Consider the following 15,097-nt stretch of genomic DNA (forward strand, 5'->3'; position numbering starts at 1 on the left):
TCACGATGTAGCGAGGATGTGACAGAGTATATCTTGCGGACGTGCGTCTGCGAACATTGCACGCCGCACGAGCATGTCAAAGTACCGTAACGACAATGCCGACCGTCATGCAGAACAGGCAGGCGACACCCAGAGCAAACACAGCCGCGCGCACTGGGACCCGGTTGGACCCGGTATGGATCAAGGTGTGCACGATGCGCGTCAGCACGAAGKCCCAGGCAAGGGCAACAATCACCGTGCCGGTCGCGCCGACCTCCATGGCGAGCATGATCAGCGCGAAGAAAATGACCGGCGTCTCGAACTGATTGGCATAGTTCGCAGCGGCGAGGCGGGCACGCTCCGGATAGCGCTCGGTCGAGACCGCGATATCGGCCATCCCGACCTCCTTGTTCCGGAAGGCGACACGACGGCGCTGGAACAGGATGCCGAGCACGACGAAGGTCCACAGGATCTGAGCCAGGGCGGGGTAGACCAATTGGATCGTCATGGGCGGCTCGCCTCTCGCTGTTCATGCAAAGGAAAACCCTCACCCCGGGAGGTTGCCGGCAGATCACGCTGCGTTTGGACGAAATCGTCCAAACGCAGAAAACGTGATCGATTCTCATAGTTTAGAGCATGCTCAGTGCGAAAACCGTTGCCACTTTTTCGCAGCATGCTCTTGGGGCAATTTCGCGGTATGAGGGCCAATCGGCGTCACGATGGTATCGGCGAGGCCTGGGCCTCAGGATCGCGTCGGGTAGTTCGGGCTTTCGCGCACGATGGTGACATCGTGGACATGGCTCTCGCGCAGGCCGGCACTGGTGATGCGGATAAACCGGGCCTTGGACTGGTAGTCGGCAAGATCGCGCCCGCCGACATAGCCCATCGCAGCCCGCAAGCCGCCCGCGAGCTGGTGCAGCACGCCGGAGACCGGCCCCTTATAGGCGACCTGACCCTCGATGCCTTCCGGCACCAGCTTCAGGGCATCCTTGATGTCCTGCTGGAAGTAGCGGTCGGCCGAGCCGCGCGCCATCGCGCCGACCGAGCCCATGCCGCGATAGGATTTGTAGGAGCGCCCCTGGTAGAGGAAGGTTTCGCCCGGCGTTTCGTCTGTGCCGGCAAGCAGCGAGCCGACCATGGCGCAGGAGGCGCCGGCGGCCAGCGCCTTGGCGAGGTCGCCGGAATATTTGATGCCGCCATCGGCGATGACCGGAATGCCCGCCTTGCTCGCCGCCGAGGCTGCGTCCATCACCGCGGTGAGCTGCGGCACGCCGACGCCCGCGACGATGCGGGTGGTGCAGATCGAGCCCGGCCCGATGCCGACCTTGATCGCGTCGGCGCCGGCATCGATGAGAGCCTGCGCACCGGACGCGGTGGCAACGTTGCCGGCAATGATCTGAACGGTATTGGAGAGTTTCTTCACCCGGGTGACCGCTTCCAGCACCTTGGCGGAATGGCCATGGGCGGTGTCGACGACGATGATGTCGACACCGGCGTCGATCAGCAGCTCGGAGCGCTCGAAGCCGAGATCGCCGGTCGTAGTCGCCGCTGCAACCAGGAGACGACCCTGCGCGTCCTTGGCGGCATGCGGGTGGGCGACCTGCTTCTCCATGTCCTTGACGGTGATCAGGCCGATGCAGCGGAAATGATCATCGACGACCAGCAGCTTCTCGATGCGGAACTGGTGGAGCAGGCGGCGTGCCTCCTCCTGGGTCACGCCTTCGCGCACCGTGATCAGGCGATCCTTGGTCATGATCTCGGCGACGGGCTGCTCGGGGCGGTCGGCGAAGCGGACATCGCGGTTGGTCAGGATGCCGACGAGCTTGCCCTTGTGTCCCTGCGGGCCGCGCTCGACCACGGGGATGCCCGAGATCGAATGGTGCCGCATCAGAGCAAGCGCGTCGCCCAGTGTCTCGTCCGGGAAGATCGTGATCGGGTTGGCGACCATGCCCGATTCGAATTTCTTGACGAGCCGCACCTGCGCGGCCTGCTGGTCGGCCTCCAGATTGCGGTGGACGACGCCGAGGCCGCCGGCCTGCGCCATGGCAATCGCCATCCTGGCCTCGGTCACCGTGTCCATCGCCGAGGCGATGATCGGCAGGTTGAGCGAGATCGTCTTGGTGAGCTTGGTCGAGATATTGACGTCGGCCGGCATCACTTCGGACGGCCCCGGCTCGAGCAGGACGTCGTCGAAGGTCAGGCCGTCGCGGATGAGGGTGTCACTGATGCTTGCCATCGCCAACTCCAAGCCCATGCGGGGCATTTCAGGGTGGGCGACAACATGCGCCCGCTACCGAGTTGACGAGGCCCGATATCATGCGTGCGGCATCGCCGCTAGTGGCCTCAGCCGAAATTGAGGCGGATTATGCTGCGCTGCGATAACGCGACTCATGCGACAGGCGCAGAGCGTCTCTTCGCGATCCAGGCAAAATGGCCGTGTTCATGCCACATCCGGCGTGGCAAAGAACAAAACTCTCCGATCCCGGCTCCGGGCCGCAAGGTTCCTTATCCGTGCAACGCGCCAAACTCCTGCCCCTGATCGTCGCCTGCGCGCTGTTCATGGAGAACACCGACTCCACCGTGATTGCGACCTCGCTGCCGGTGATCGCGCAATCGCTGGGCGAGGACCCGATCGCGCTCAAGCTGGCGCTGACCTCCTATCTCGTCAGCCTCGCGGTTTTCATCCCGATCTCGGGCTGGATGGCCGATCGCTACGGCGCCCGCACGATTTTCCGCACGGCGCTCGGCGTCTTCATGCTTGGCTCGATCCTGTGTGCGATCTCGAATTCGCTCGGGGCTTTCGTCGGCGCGCGCTTCGTTCAGGGCATGGGCGGTGCCATGATGGTGCCCGTCGGTCGGCTGGTGATCCTGCGCAGCGTCGAGAAATCGCAGCTCGTCAGTGCGCTGGCCTATCTGACCGTGCCGGCCCTGGTCGGGCCGGTGGTCGGGCCGCCGCTGGGTGGCTTCATCACCACCTATTTCGACTGGCGCTGGATCTTCTTCATCAATATCCCGATCGGGCTGATCGGCATCGTTCTGGCGAGCCGCTTCTTCGAGGATGTCCGCGAGGAGGACGTTGCGCCGCTCGATCTCCGGGGCTTCATGCTGTCGGCCTTCGGCTTCGCGGCGCTGATGCTGGGGCTTGCGACCGGCGGCCGGCATCTGGTGCCGATCGAAGCCTCGATCGGCTTCGTGATCGCGGGCCTGGCCTCGCTGATGACCTATCTCTGGCATGCGCGCCGAACGGCCTATCCGGTCCTGAATCTCTCGCTCTTCAAGATCCCGACCTACCGGATCGGCGTGCTCGGCGGCTCGATCTTCCGGGTCGGCATCGGGGCGATCCCCTTCCTGCTGCCGCTGATGCTTCAGCTCGGCTTTGGCTATGACGCGCTGCATTCCGGCCTGATCACGTTTGCGTCCGCCGCCGGCGCCATGATCATGAAGACGCTGGCCAAGACGATCCTGGCGCGGTTCGGCTTCCGCCATGTCCTGATCTTCAATGCGCTGATCGGATCGGCCTTCCTGTCAGCATCCGGGCTGTTCACGCCGACGACACCGCAATGGCTGATGCTCAGCGTGCTGCTGATCGGTGGGTGCTTCCGCTCGCTGCAATTCACCGGCATCAATGCGCTGAGCTATGCCGATGTCTCGAACCGGGACATGTCGAGCGCGACCAGCCTCTCCAGCGTGGCGCAGCAATTGTCGCTCAGCCTCGGGATCACGATCGGCGCATTCGCACTGGAGGCGGCGAACATGCTGAACGGCGGCAAGGCGCTGGGTGCGCATGATTTCTGGCCGGCCTTCGTGCTGGTCGGGCTGATTTCGGCCTCGTCGGCCCTCTGGATGACGCGGCTTGCCCCCGATGCCGGCGCCGAGGTTTCCGGTCACGCACCGCTCAGCGCGCGCAAGGCAACGGCCCAGGCAATCGAGGATCAGAAGCCGCTGGACTGAAGGGCTGGCCGGCAACTCCAGCGCTCAGGCGAGGGGGTAAGCAGGGGGCGCCGTCTAGACCTCCCCCTGGTGCGTTCGGAAGGCAGATCAGCCCTCTGTGTCCGCTGCCGGCTGTTCCTTGCGACGATAGCCGGTCGCCAGCACGTAGAGTTCCGAGGAATCCGCCCGGCTCGCTGCCGGCTTGACGTTGCGCACGGTGGTGAAGTCGCGCTTGAGCATGGCGAGCAGCTCGGCGCTTTCGCCGCCCTGGAACAGCTTTGCCAGGAAGAAGCCGCCGGGAGCCAGAATCGAATAGGCGAATTCCAGCGCGGCCTCGGCCAGCGCGATGATCTTGAGATGGTCGGTCTTCTTGTGGCCGGTGGTGTTGGCCGCCATGTCCGACATCACGCCATCGGCCCGGCCGCCTAGCCGCTCGGTCAGCAGGGCAGGGGCCTCGTCGGCCATGAAATCCATCTCGATGAGATCGACGCCGGGGATCGGATCGACGTGCAGCAGGTCGATGCCGACGATCGCGCCCTTGCCCCGCTCGAGCCCGATGCGCTGCGCCGCGACCTGGCACCAGCCGCCTGGCGCGCAGCCGAGGTCGATCAGCTTCTGGCCGGTCTTCAGGAACTTGTAGCGGTCGTCCATCTCCTCGAGCTTGAACGCCGCGCGCGAACGAAAACCGCGCTCCTTCGCCCGCTTGACATAGGGGTCGTTGAGCTGGCGTTCGAGCCAGAGCTGCGAGGAATGCTTGAGCTTGCCGGCCTTCTTCACCTTGACCCGCATATCGCGGGCGCCGGTGCCGCCTTTGGTGGTGCTCATTGCTGGGTGGTGCTCATCTCTTGGTGGTGCTCATGGCTACGGGGCTTCCTTCCCGTGGACTTACGTCATGCCTGCCTGCGGCGCCACCAGGCGCGATCTTCATGCATCATCCGGAGCAGGATGCCCTCGCGCAGGCCGCGGTCGGCGATGCGCACTTTCCGGCTCGGGAAGGCGCGCCTGATCGCCTCGAAGATCGCACAGCCGGCAAGCACGAGATCGGCCCGCTCGCGGCCGATGCAGGCATTGGCCGAGCGGGCGGCATAGTCCATATCGACCAGCCGGTCGATGACGGCGAGGATATCCGTCTCGTCCATCCACAGCCCGTCGACCAGACGCCGGTCATAGCGCGGCAGGCCGAGATGGATGCCGGCGACGGTGGTGACGGTGCCCGACGTGCCAAGCAGATGGAAACCGGCGGCGTCCTTTGCCGCCGCAGCGCGCGTCGCGAATGGCTTCAAGGCAGCGCTGCAATCATCGACCATGCGCTCGAATTTTTCACGCCCGACATCGACGCCGCCATAGCGCTCGGCGACAGAGACGACGCCCATCGGCAGCGAGGCCCATTCGCGGATGCGACCCGCCGGGTCGCGCGCCTGCGAGCGCCCGCCCATCCAGACGATCTCGGTCGAGCCGCCGCCGATATCGAAGACGATCACGCCTTCCGCCGTGGGATGGGCCAGCGCAGCGCAACCGGTGACGGCCAGGGACGCCTCGGTCCGCTGGTCGACGATCTCAAGCTCGAGATCGGCTTCCGCAGCGACCCGGCGGACGAAGTCGAGCCCGTTGGTGGCGGCCCGGCAGGCCTCGGTCGTGACCAGGCGCGCGCGGCTGACGCCGCGATGGGTCATTTTGCTCTTGCAGATCTTCAGGGCTTCGACCGCCCGGTCCATCGCCGCATCGGCAAGCCGCCCGCTCGCTGTAAGCCCTTCGCCCAGGCGAACGATGCGGGAAAAGGCATCGACGACGCGAAAGCCATGTTGGGCCGGGCGGGCGATCAGCAGCCGGCAATTATTGGTGCCGAGATCGAGCGCGGCATAGGTCGCGACCGGATGGCGCGAGGGCGCGTAATAGGTTTGCGTGACGGGGGCAGGGCCGAGGGGAGACGAGCCGATCGGGCGCGGATCGGCGCCATCAACCCCTGGGGATACCGCGAGCGCGATATCCCGATCCTGGCGGTCCTCGACCGTCACCGTGTTTTGACCCCTCGTCGGCCGCGGTTTGCACGCTCCGGCCGCTTGCTTCGGGTGAAGCGTAACAAGAGCCTGATGAAGATGCCAAGCGGAACCTGTGCGCTGTTCATTTGTCGGTGGAGTGCTTGCCTGCGGCGACACGCTTCGGCCAAGTTCGGGGCAAGCCCGGATCGGACGGGCCGCCACTGGGAAGGACCACTGCTGCCATGGCCGGAGCACGCTATATTCTCGCGATCGATCAGGGGACGACCTCGTCGCGCGCGATTTTGTTCGATGGTGCGCTCAGGGCTGTGGCATCGGCGCAGCGCGAGTTCCCACAGCATTTTCCGGCCTCGGGCTGGGTCGAGCATGAGCCCGAGGATCTGTGGGAAAGCGTTCTGGCGACCTGCCGCGAGGCCGTCAGCAAGGGCGGGCTCTCAGCCGCGGACATTGCCGCGATCGGCATCACCAACCAGCGCGAGACGACGCTGATCTGGGACCGCAGGACCGGGCAGGCGATCCACCGCGCCATCGTCTGGCAGGACCGGCGGACGGCGCCGCGTTGCGCCGAGCTCAGCGAGCGAGGCCATGATTCGCTGGTTTCGAGCCGGACGGGCCTGCGAATCGATCCCTATTTCTCGGCGACCAAGATCGCCTGGCTGCTCGACAATGTGCCGGGCACGCGCCGGCGGGCGGAAGCCGGCGAACTCGCCTTCGGCACGGTCGATTGCTTCCTGCTGTGGCGCCTGACAGGCGGAGCCGTCCACGCAACCGACGCGACCAATGCGGCGCGCACCATGCTGTTCGATATCGGGCGCGGAATCTGGGACGAGGACCTGCTCGCGCTGTTCGACATTCCCCGCTCGTTGCTGCCGGAGGTTCGCGATTGCGCCTGCCTGTTCGGCGAGACGCTGCCCGACCATTTCGGCGCGGCGATCCCCGTACGTGGCATGGCCGGCGACCAGCAGGCGGCGACGATCGGCCAGGCCTGTTTCACGCCCGGTATGGTGAAGTCGACCTATGGCACCGGCTGTTTTGCCCTGCTGAACACCGGTTCGACGCCGGTGGCATCCCAGAACCGGCTGCTCAGCACCATCGCCTATCAGCTCGGCGGCGAGCGCACCTATGCGCTGGAGGGTTCGATCTTCGTCGCGGGGGCGGCTGTGCAATGGCTCCGCGACGGGCTCGGAATCATCGAGACGGCAAGCGAGACCGGGCCGCTTGCCGAAGCGGCCGATCCGACCCAGGCGGTCTACCTGGTGCCGGCTTTCGTCGGGCTCGGTGCGCCGCATTGGGACGCCGAGGCGCGTGGCGCTATTTTCGGGCTCACCCGCAACAGCGGCCCGCGCGAGCTGGCGCGGGCGACGCTGGAAAGCGTCTGTTACCAGACGCTCGATCTGCTCGACGCGATGCGTGCCGACTGGCCGGACGCCGGGCAGGGCGCCGCGGTGCTGCGCGTCGATGGCGGCATGGTCGCGTCCGACTGGACCATGCAGCGGCTCGCCGACATTCTCGCATTACCTGTCGACAGGCCGGAGGTGCTGGAGACGACGGCTTTGGGAGCCGCCTATCTCGCCGGCCTCGATGCAGGGCTGTTGCCGGAGCCGGATCGGTTTGCGGATCTCTGGCGGCTTGAACGGCGCTTTGTCCCCGGAATGGCGAAAAGCCAGCGCGAAAAGCTGGTCATGGGCTGGCGCGACAGCGTGCGGAGGACGCTGAGTACAGGCTGACAGGTGGCCCCGTCGCCTTCATGCACAAGATTGCTCACAATGGGCTTGCCATGCGGGCGCGGGTTGTTTAGACCGCGCCTCACCAACGAAGGCGTTCGCGCCGTTGGGGGATCGTCTAACGGTAGGACCCCAGACTCTGACTCTGGTTGTCTAGGTTCGAATCCTAGTCCCCCAGCCACTTTTCAGTGGCTTTCTTTGAAGATCCAAGAACTCAGCTGTTCAGGTCTGGTTGCCATCCAAACGGATGTCCGCCCGCTGACCTCCGATGCCTTCATTGAAGGGTACGGCAACACCGCTTTTCGCGCGCCGCTCCCGACAGGAGACTAGCGTCGGGGCGTCACACAGCGCTATCAACGGCCATGGGGTTTGGCGTCTTCATCCACCGATACGATTCGATCTACGATGACAGCCCGGCTGAGAGATATCAGTTCCCGCGGCAATATCTTGGTCGCGTTCAAGCCTGCGTCAGTGACTGGATCGTCTACTACGAGCCGCGCAAAGTGGCGAATACGCGCGGATACTTTGCCATCGCCAAAGTTCAGCAGGTCATTCCCGACCCAGCCGCACACGACATGTTCATCGCGGTGATCGAGCCTAACAGCTATCTCGACTTCGCCAATCCGGTCCCCTTCGCTGACGAGAGCGGTGTCATCGAGCGCGGCGTCCTAAACGACGAGGGCCGGATATCGGGGCGAGCACAAGCCGCAGTGCGGCCGATCTCATCGGCCGACTTCAACCGTGTTCTCGCCCTCGGCCTCGACGATGCGGAGCCACTCCTGCCGCGAAGCGATGACCCGAACGTCGCCGGCGGGCTTGCGGAAGAGCAGGCTCCCTTTGTCTTCGATCAAGCCCGAGAGCGGTTGACGATCGCGCTCTCGCGGATCGTGCGCGATCGAGCATTTCGCCGAACGGTGTTGCGGGCCTATGGTGAGCGCTGTGCGATCACTGGACTCAGGCTGATCAATGGTGGCGGTCGTGCCGAGGTCGCTGCCGCTCATATTCGCCCCGTGGAGGCGAACGGGCCGGACATCGTCAGCAATGGGCTTGCGCTTTCGGGAACGGCGCATTGGATGTTCGATCGCGGGCTGATCAGTCTGTCCGATGACCTGGACATTCTGGTCTCGCGACATGCGAACGACGTCGAAGGCATCCGCGCCTTCGTGAACCGAAGCGGCCGCGCATTTGCGCCCGCGCGGCCCGTTGAGCGTCCGCATCCTCACTTCCTCAATTGGCACCGCGAGACCTGCTTCAAGCAGTAACGAGATTGCCAAGTCGCCCTTCGCCTGCGCGATCGATCAACGCGGCGGCAGCAAAGCGGCCGAGGTCCTTTGATCTCGCGCGCAGAGGCGTTTGAAAACGACCATCGACGATCCTGGGTCCTCCTCCGGCGAGGCGCCGCCAATCGCGCCCAGGCCTCAAAGATAGGGCGGCGTGCAGGCGCTCACGACCTCGCATCGCGTCGCGCCGATATTGCGAAAGCGATGGGGGGTGCGGCTGTCGAAGAGATACGCATCGCCGGGGCCAAGGATCTTGATCTGTTCGCCGACGGTGATCTCGAGCTCTCCCGACAGGACCACCCCGCCTTCATGGGAATCGTGCTTCAGCATGGTCACGCCGGTATCGGCGCCGGGCTCGTAGGATTCATGCAGGATCTGCAGGTTATGCGCCTTGGCGTCGCCGACCTGTCGGAACGACATGCGGCCCTCGCCGCTGCCGCCGCTGACCTGATGCAGGCGCGATGTCAGGTCGAGAAGGTCGTCCGCCTCGAAGAACACCTTGCCTCGCGGCACGCGCTCTTCGTCAAAGAAATTCACCATCGACATCGGGATGCCGTCGAGAATCTTGCGTAAGGACGCGACCGAGGGACTGTTCCGATTCTGCTCGATCAGCGAGATCAGGCTGTGCGTCACGCCCGAGCGAGCTGCCAATTCACGTTGCGAAAGCCCGGCAGACGCCCTGATTTCCTTCAATCTTCCACCCACGTCAAAACTCATGACCGGTCTCCGCCCGTCTTCGTTCCATCACGCAATGCCTGCAACCTGATCCGCACAGCCTGCAGCGCTTGCCTGCTCAGCGCCCCTTGCGCTGTTAAATATTCTGAGCAATGCTAGCCCCAATCCAATAAGAAAATGACTCCGAGGAAATATCAAGGATGGAAGAGTTTCTGCGGCTCGAGACGGCTGCCTAGAGCATATTCCATTATCTGACAGAGCTGAACGTCGTGGATTTAGTGCGCTAAATCTGCGTTACGCTACGCGTTTGCTTGCGTCTGGCAAGTTGCGCGCGCAGCGGTGTCAATCATTACAATGCAGCAGTGAGCGTAAGGTTATGTTTCAAGCGGACACCGTCTTGTTGAACGGCCGCATCTTCTGCGGTCTGGCCGAGGGTTTCGTCGAGGCCTTGGCGGTCAGGGACGGCACAGTCCTCGCGGCAGGTTCGGCTGAGGAGATCTCGAGCATGCGGGGGGCGGGCACGCGTGTCATCGATCTGGCCGGTCGCGTTGCGATTCCCGGCCTCAACGATGCGCATATGCATCTGCTGCCGCTCGGCGTCAGCATGAACGAAATCAATCTGCGGCCGGAAGAGGGCGTACGCAGCATCGACGAGGTCCTGCGCCGCGTTGCGGCGGTGGCCAGGACGAAGAAGCCAGGCGAGTGGGTGCTCGGGCGCGGCTATGATCACAATGAACTGGCCGAGGGCCGCCATCCCACCGCCGACGAACTCGATCAGGTGGCGCCCGACAATCCGGTCTATATCAAGCGCACCTGCGGCCATGTCGGCGTCGTCAACAGCCAGGCTATGCGCAAGGCCGGCATCGGCCACAACACGCCGAGCCCCGATGGCGGCCTGATCGAGCGGCGCGACAACAAGCTCACCGGCCTTCTGGCTGAAAGCGCCATGCGCCTGATCGTCGAGGCGATGCCGAAACCCAGCCACGCGGAGTTGACGACGGCCATCGAGCAGGCCGGCCACTACATGCTGTCGCAGGGCTTCACCAGCGTGATGGATGCCGGTGTCGGCATGCTGGCGGGCATGGCCGAGATCGATGCCTATGAGGAGATGGCCCGCACCAACCGCCTGCCGGTGCGGACCTGGGTCTGCATCTATGGCAATGCCGACGGGATCGGCGATGCCGCGCACGCGGCCGGATACCGCTTCGGGCGGGAGGTCGGCCTGCTGCGCTACGGCGCCATGAAAGTGTTCGGTGACGGGAGCGCCGGTGGTCTGACGGCGGCGATGAGCCAGCCCTATCGCGTCGGCGACCCCGACAATCGCGGCATCTTCATCTATTCCGACAAGGACATGCACGGTTACCTCGCGCATTATCACAGGCTCGGCTACCAGCTCGCGATTCATGCCATCGGCGACGCTGCGATCGAGCAGGTGCTGTCGGGGATCGAGCAGGCGGACAGTGCCGAGCACCCCGTCCTCGGGCGTCGCCACCGTATCGAGCATTGCGGCTTCCTGACCGACGGCCAGCTCGCCCGCATGGCAGCTGCCGGAATCGATCCCGTGCCGCAGCCGGTGTTCATCTACGAGTTCGGCGATCTCTACGTGCATAATCTCGGGCAGGAACGGGCTGACGCCTCCTATCCGATGCGCAAATGGTTCGATGCCGGTGTGCATCCCGCTGCAAGTTCGGATGCGCCGGTCTGCGCCACGGACCCATTCAAGAACCTCTTCACGATGGTCACGCGCCAGACCAAGCGCCACACGGTGATCGGTGCGGCGGAGCGCCTGACGATGGAGGAGGCCGTCCATGCCTATACGGCGATCGGCGCCTATACCCAGTTCGCCGAGGACCGCATGGGGCGTCTCGTGCCGGGGCAGCTCGCCGATATCGCGGTTTTGTCGCACGACATCTTCGCTTCTCCGGTCGAGACCGTGGAGATGGATGCGCGCTGCGATCTGACGCTGCTGGGCGGCGAGGTGGTCTATGACCGGCTCGGCCAGTTCGCAGCCGCAGCGCAGTAGGGGGAAGCCGAATGCTGCGGCACACGCTGCAACGGCTGCTGCTCGCGCTGCCGGTCTTGTTGGGGGTTCTCCTGCTGGGCTTCCTGCTCATGCAGGTGGTCCCGACCGATCCTGCGCAGGTGCGAGCGGGGCCAACCGCCACACAGGACATCGTCGAGGCCATCCGCCGCGACCTCGGGCTCGACCAGCCGCTCTGGAAACAGTTCCTGATCTATGTCGGGCGGTTGCTGCAGGGCGATCTCGGCGTGTCGATCATCAATAACGTGCCGGTCGTCCAGGAGCTCGGCAACACGATCGGGCCGACGCTTGAGCTGATGGTCGCCTCCCTGATCTGGGCCATTCCGCTGGGCATCGCCATGGGCACGGTCGGCGCCTATTTCCGCGGCTCGATCCTTGATCGCGCGATCATGGCGGTGTCGGTCGCAGGCGTCTCCCTGCCGGTGTTCTTCCTCGGGTTGGCGCTGATCTGGCTGCTCGGCTTCAAGTATCCGCTGCTGCCTTTCACCGGTCGGATGGGGCCCTTCTGGACCTGGGACGGCTTTCTCGCGATCATCCTGCCTGCCATCACGCTGGGCGGCGTCTTCGTCGGCCCCGTCGCGCGCATGACCCGCAGCTCGGTGCTCGACGTGCTGGGAGCGGATCACGTCAGGACGGCCCGCGCCAAGGGGCTGACCGAACGGGCCGTGGTCATGCGGCATGCCCTGCGCAATGCGCTCGTTCCGGTCGTGACGCTGATCGGGCTGCAGATCGGGTTCCTGCTCGGCGGCGCCGTCGTTACCGAAACCGTCTTCAGCTGGCCCGGCATCGGCCGGCTGGCCGTTGGCGCGATCCTGTCGAGCGATCTGCCGATGGCGCAGGGCACGATCATCGTGCTGTCGCTCGGCTTCATCCTGATCAACCTTGCCGTGGACGTGCTTTATGCCGTGCTCGACCCGAGAGTGAGGGGCGCCTGATGAGCTCCATCACGCAGACGCTCGCGAAGGGGCAGGCGGAATCGCTGCCGACGCCAGCGACCGAAGACTTCATCGTCCGCCGCCCGTCGGTGCTGAGAATGCTCGTCAGCGATGTCGGCGCCTGCATCTCGCTGGTGCTCGTGGTGCTGGTGATCGCGGGGGCGATCTTCGCGCCCTGGCTTGCGCCGTCGGACCCCTATGGCGGCGATCTCGCCAATACCCTGAAGGCGCCCGGCGAGATGGGCCTGCTGGGAACGGACGGGCAGGGGCGTGACATGATCACGCGACTGCTCTTCGGCCTGCGCACCACATTGCTGATGGGGTTCGCTTCCGTCGTCTTCGGCTGTGCGCTCGGTGGCCTCGTCGGCTTCGTTGCGGCCTATTACACGCGGGTGTCGGGCCTGCTCATGCGCCTGATGGACGTGCTTCTGTCCTTTCCGGCAATCCTGTTCGGACTGGCCATCGCAGCCATTTTCGGTCCCGGGCTCACGGCCGTGATCATCGCGCTTTCGATCGCGACCGTGCCTCTGATGGCGCGCGTCGTGCGCGGCTCAGCCATCGTCGTGCTGCAGCAGGACTATATCGAGAGCGCGCGCTCGCTCGGCATGAGCGACGCACGCATCATCTTCAAATATCTGCTGCCGAACTGCCTGTCGGCGATCTTCGTCTTCGTCACGCTGCGGTTCGGCCAGGTCATCCTGCTCGGCGCGGCCCTGTCGTTCCTCGGCCTTGGCGCGCAGCCGCCGACGGCAGAGCTCGGCGCGATGGCGGCCGACGGCCGCAACTTCCTGTTCTTCGCGCCGCATGTCTCCGTCCTGCCAAGCCTCGTCATCTTCGTGGTCGTGCTTGCCTTCAACGTTCTCGGCGACGCGCTGCGCGATGCTCTCGATCCCAAGCTGCGCAAATAGACGCAGAATTTCCGGAGGTTCCCTCACATGAATAGGCTTACCGCACTGCTTCTCGGCAGCGCCGCCGCTGTTGCTGCCACCGCAGCTCCCGCCTGCGCCCAGCAGAAGGCACCGTTGTCGATCCTGCGCGTCATCGACGCCGATAATTACGATCCGATTCGTTCGACATCGACGGCTGCGGCCGAAGCGCTCTACATGCTGGCCGACACGCTGGTCAGCGTCGATTTCGACATGAAGACGATCAAGCCCGGCCTGGCGGAATCGTGGACGGTCTCTCCGGACGGCACGACCTACACGTTCAAGCTGCGCACCGATGTGAAGTTCTGCGACGGTCGTCCGATGACAGCCGAGGACGTTGTCTATTCGCTGAAGCGTTGGACCGATCCGGCCAACAAGTCGCCGGTGTCGTTCCGCGGCGGTCAGGTCAAGGACATCCGCGCGGAGGGCGATGCGACCGTCGTCTACGAGCTGAAGGAGCCCTATAGCGACCTGCTCTTCCAGATCGGCCTGTCCTTCGCTTCGGTGGTCGACAAGAACGCGGTCGAGAAACTCGGCGCCAATTTCGGCGTGCAGGGCTTCAACGCGACGGGACCCTATTGCTGGGTGAAGTGGACCCCGCGGCAGGAACTCGTGATGAAGAAGAACCCCCACTACACCTGGGGGCCGCCGATCTACAAGGATCCGAAGCCGCAGATCGACGAGATCGTCTGGAAGATCATTCCTGAGTCGAATACGCTGATGGCGGCGATCCAGGCCAAGCAGGCCGACGTCACCTACTATATGCCCTATATCGCGCTCGATACGATGCAGCGTATGCCCGGCATGCAGGTGCAGCGGCAGGACAACTATATCTACGACATCTTCATGGGCTTCAAGGTCGACAAGCCCATCTCCAGCGAGGGCGTGATCCGCGAGGCGGTCAACATGGCCGTCAACAAGGACGCCATCGCGAAGGCGATCTTCTTCGGCAAGGGCCAGACCCTGCCGGCACTCCTCAATGCCAGCGTCCTCGACTTCGACAAGGGCGCGGCCTCCAAGATGCCGAAATATGATCCGGCCGCGGCGGCCAAGCTCCTCGATGCGGCTGGCTGGAAGGCTGGTGCCGACGGCATCCGCGAGAAGGACGGCAAGAAGGCGACCTTCACGGTCTACGGCATCCGCAACGACGTCAATCCGCGGATCACCGAGGCCATGCAGGCCGACCTGCGCAAGGTCGGCATCGACATGAAGATCCAACTCTGGGATGCGACGGTCGCCTGGGGCAAGCTCGCCACGCAGGAATTCGACGCCTTCGTGATGGCCTATCCCTATGTGACGGCGACCGAGGCCTTGAACCTCTACTTCAACAGCCGCCAGGCGCCGACCCCGAACCGGATGAACTGGAAGGACCCGAAGACCGACGAGATGCTGAAGGCTGCGGCAACGGCCGTCGATGCCGACAGGCGCAAGCAGGCGATTGGCGCCGTCCAGACCCAGCTCACCGAAGCCAATGTCTGGGTGCCGCTCGTCTCGCAGCCGCTCTGGGTTGTCTCGGGCGATCGCGTCGAGGGCGTGCGTGCCCACGGTGTCTATGGCGCAGGACTCTACAAGGGCCTCGACATCAAGCTGAAGCGCTGAGCGCTTCGATG

The 15,097-nt window shown here is 64.6% G+C and carries 12 protein-coding genes and 1 tRNA gene; 8 read left to right on the forward strand and 5 right to left on the reverse strand.

The window, feature by feature from the left end; all coding sequences use genetic code 11:
- Positions 1-76 precede the first annotated feature (76 nt).
- Together AC1DW9_RS10965 and guaB are read right to left on the reverse strand one after the other, a co-directional pair.
- Entirely contained in the window at positions 77-487 is a 411-nt protein-coding gene (locus AC1DW9_RS10965) for an MAPEG family protein (protein ID WP_476855086.1), read from the reverse strand.
- 234 nt (positions 488-721) lie between these two features.
- Positions 722-2,215, reverse strand: coding sequence for an IMP dehydrogenase (gene guaB, locus AC1DW9_RS10970; RefSeq protein WP_441489739.1), 1,494 nt, complete (start codon positions 2,213-2,215; stop codon positions 722-724).
- A 275-nt stretch (positions 2,216-2,490) separates the two neighbouring features.
- Here guaB and AC1DW9_RS10975 point away from each other — a divergent pair, with 275 nt between their 5' ends.
- Entirely contained in the window at positions 2,491-3,930 is a 1,440-nt protein-coding gene (locus AC1DW9_RS10975; RefSeq protein ID WP_441505945.1) for an MFS transporter, read from the forward strand.
- A gap of 87 nt (positions 3,931-4,017) precedes the next feature.
- On the opposite strand, the gene AC1DW9_RS10980 is transcribed toward AC1DW9_RS10975, so the two are convergent.
- Both AC1DW9_RS10980 and AC1DW9_RS10985 read right to left on the reverse strand, forming a co-directional pair.
- On the reverse strand, positions 4,018-4,734 hold the full coding sequence (locus AC1DW9_RS10980) for an RlmE family RNA methyltransferase (protein WP_113515802.1): 717 nt from the start codon (positions 4,732-4,734) through the stop codon (positions 4,018-4,020).
- Between the two features lie 65 nt (positions 4,735-4,799).
- Entirely contained in the window at positions 4,800-5,924 is a 1,125-nt protein-coding gene (locus AC1DW9_RS10985) for a Ppx/GppA phosphatase family protein (protein WP_441505944.1), read from the reverse strand.
- Positions 5,925-6,130: 206 nt separating this feature from the next.
- Between AC1DW9_RS10985 and glpK the strand changes: the two genes are divergently transcribed.
- From glpK to AC1DW9_RS11000, 3 genes are all read left to right on the forward strand, one after another.
- Positions 6,131-7,633 (forward strand): glycerol kinase GlpK, encoded by a 1,503-nt coding sequence (gene glpK / locus AC1DW9_RS10990; RefSeq protein WP_476776241.1) that lies wholly within the window; start codon positions 6,131-6,133, stop codon positions 7,631-7,633.
- 104 nt (positions 7,634-7,737) lie between these two features.
- Positions 7,738-7,811: transfer RNA gene (locus AC1DW9_RS10995), tRNA-Gln, on the forward strand.
- 181 nt (positions 7,812-7,992) lie between these two features.
- Positions 7,993-8,892: an HNH endonuclease gene (locus AC1DW9_RS11000; RefSeq protein WP_441505942.1), complete on the forward strand. Its 900-nt coding sequence runs from the start codon at positions 7,993-7,995 to the stop codon at positions 8,890-8,892.
- Positions 8,893-9,048: 156 nt separating this feature from the next.
- Here the strand turns inward: AC1DW9_RS11000 and AC1DW9_RS11005 are convergent, their stop codons facing one another.
- Positions 9,049-9,627, reverse strand: coding sequence for a cupin domain-containing protein (locus tag AC1DW9_RS11005; RefSeq protein ID WP_441505941.1), 579 nt, complete (start codon positions 9,625-9,627; stop codon positions 9,049-9,051).
- 358 nt (positions 9,628-9,985) lie between these two features.
- Here AC1DW9_RS11005 and AC1DW9_RS11010 point away from each other — a divergent pair, with 358 nt between their 5' ends.
- The 4 genes from AC1DW9_RS11010 to AC1DW9_RS11025 are packed head-to-tail and all read left to right on the forward strand — an operon-like array spanning position 9,986 to position 15,086.
- Positions 9,986-11,608 carry an amidohydrolase gene (locus AC1DW9_RS11010; protein WP_476776240.1) on the forward strand — a complete coding sequence of 541 codons (1,623 nt, stop codon included), beginning with the start codon at positions 9,986-9,988 and terminating at the stop codon, positions 11,606-11,608.
- Between the two features lie 11 nt (positions 11,609-11,619).
- On the forward strand, positions 11,620-12,561 hold the full coding sequence (locus AC1DW9_RS11015; RefSeq protein WP_069880300.1) for an ABC transporter permease: 942 nt from the start codon (positions 11,620-11,622) through the stop codon (positions 12,559-12,561).
- Positions 12,561-13,469 (forward strand): ABC transporter permease, encoded by a 909-nt coding sequence (locus AC1DW9_RS11020; RefSeq protein ID WP_441489746.1) that lies wholly within the window; start codon positions 12,561-12,563, stop codon positions 13,467-13,469. Before AC1DW9_RS11015 ends, AC1DW9_RS11020 begins: the two co-directional genes overlap by 1 nt.
- 27 nt (positions 13,470-13,496) lie before the next feature.
- Complete coding sequence (locus AC1DW9_RS11025) at positions 13,497-15,086, forward strand: ABC transporter substrate-binding protein (protein ID WP_441489747.1); 1,590 nt, start codon at positions 13,497-13,499, stop codon at positions 15,084-15,086.
- Positions 15,087-15,097 lie beyond the last annotated feature (11 nt).

The organism is Allobosea sp. P4_E12 (genome assembly GCF_056401655.1).

Excerpts from the sequence above, each read along its gene's own strand:
- guaB (WP_441489739.1), bottom strand. The coding sequence starts at position 2,215 with ATGGCAAGCATCAGTGACACCCTCATCCGCGACGGCCTGACCTTCGAC.
- AC1DW9_RS10980 (WP_113515802.1), bottom strand. The coding sequence starts at position 4,734 with ATGAGCACCACCAAAGGCGGCACCGGCGCCCGCGATATGCGGGTCAAG.
- glpK (WP_476776241.1), top strand. The coding sequence starts at position 6,131 with ATGGCCGGAGCACGCTATATTCTCGCGATCGATCAGGGGACGACCTCG.
- AC1DW9_RS11000 (WP_441505942.1), top strand. The coding sequence starts at position 7,993 with ATGGGGTTTGGCGTCTTCATCCACCGATACGATTCGATCTACGATGAC.
- AC1DW9_RS11005 (WP_441505941.1), bottom strand. The coding sequence starts at position 9,627 with ATGAGTTTTGACGTGGGTGGAAGATTGAAGGAAATCAGGGCGTCTGCC.
- AC1DW9_RS11015 (WP_069880300.1), top strand. The coding sequence starts at position 11,620 with ATGCTGCGGCACACGCTGCAACGGCTGCTGCTCGCGCTGCCGGTCTTG.
- AC1DW9_RS11020 (WP_441489746.1), top strand. The coding sequence starts at position 12,561 with ATGAGCTCCATCACGCAGACGCTCGCGAAGGGGCAGGCGGAATCGCTG.
- AC1DW9_RS11025 (WP_441489747.1), top strand. The coding sequence starts at position 13,497 with ATGAATAGGCTTACCGCACTGCTTCTCGGCAGCGCCGCCGCTGTTGCT.